1 protein-coding gene is annotated in these 1,108 nt (G+C 44.9%); it reads right to left on the bottom strand.

Translation table 11 applies throughout. The annotated features are described in order from the left end of the window. The coding region (locus A3762_RS25300) for a sensor domain-containing diguanylate cyclase (protein ID WP_156493756.1) at positions 1–1,108 on the bottom strand (1,108 nt) is incomplete at both ends.

Here is a 1,108-nt window from a genome sequence, read left to right on the forward strand (position 1 = left end):
CATGGCGAATCTCGTGCTCAATCTCCATAAGATGGCTGGCTCTAACATTCAACTCTTCAGTAAAGAAGCAGTAGCCGTCTCGTCCGCGTTCTTTAGCGCGATACAAAGCCATATCTGCATTGCGCATCAAAGTTTCACTGCAGGTTGAATCGCTCGGAGCGATCGTAATACCGATACTAGTTGAAACGATGACTTCATGCTTGCCCAGTTTGATTGGCTTTTTCAATATCGCGAGAATGTATTCCGCGATCGAAGAGATTTTGTCATTGTTCGAAATATCATTGAGTAGGATGGTGAATTCATCACCACCTAAGCGTGCTACCGTGTCTTGCTTGCGCACGCATGTTTTAAGTCGCTCTGCGATCGTGCTCAGCAGTTTGTCGCCTGCTTGGTGGCCCAGCGTGTCATTGATCCGTTTGAATTGGTCAAGATCAAGGAACATGATCGCTGAGGTATGCTTGTGTCGGCGAGCGCTTAAAACTGATTGATGCAGTCGATCAATAAACAATCGGCGATTGGCGAGCCCTGTAAGGGAGTCAAACAAGGCGAGATTTTGCATCTTAGAATTAGCGTCTTTTAGAGCACTAATATCAATCGCAGATAGTACATAGTTCGTGATGATTCGGTCTTTGTTATAGACCGCGGCAACAGTGATCGCACACCAATATTCGGTGCCGTTTTTCTTCACGCAAAGTGCTTCGCCTTCCCAGGCTGATTTCAAACAACTATTGTCTAGCAATTGTCTGGTTTCGTTTTCGAGATGGCTCTCGGGGGACAATATATCAATCGATTGTCCGATCACTTCGTGGTGTAGGTAGCCGTTGCTGCGACAGAATTTCTGATTAACGTATTCGATGACACCATCAGCGTTAGTCATGACGATACTTGCACCGCTATTTGTGACCGCACTGCTCAGCTTCGACATCATTTGTTCGGTAGCTTGGTGGCTCGAAATATTGTTTTTAAGTCGCTTATTTAATCGAATGAGTACAAAGCTCATTGCCGCGAATATGATGGCTAAAGAACCAAACACGAAGACTTTCAGTAGCAGCTCATCATTTTTATGAGATGAAATCTGTAGTGATGAATCTGCTAATAGCGTGAAGCT

Source organism: Oleiphilus sp. HI0125, assembly GCF_001635355.1.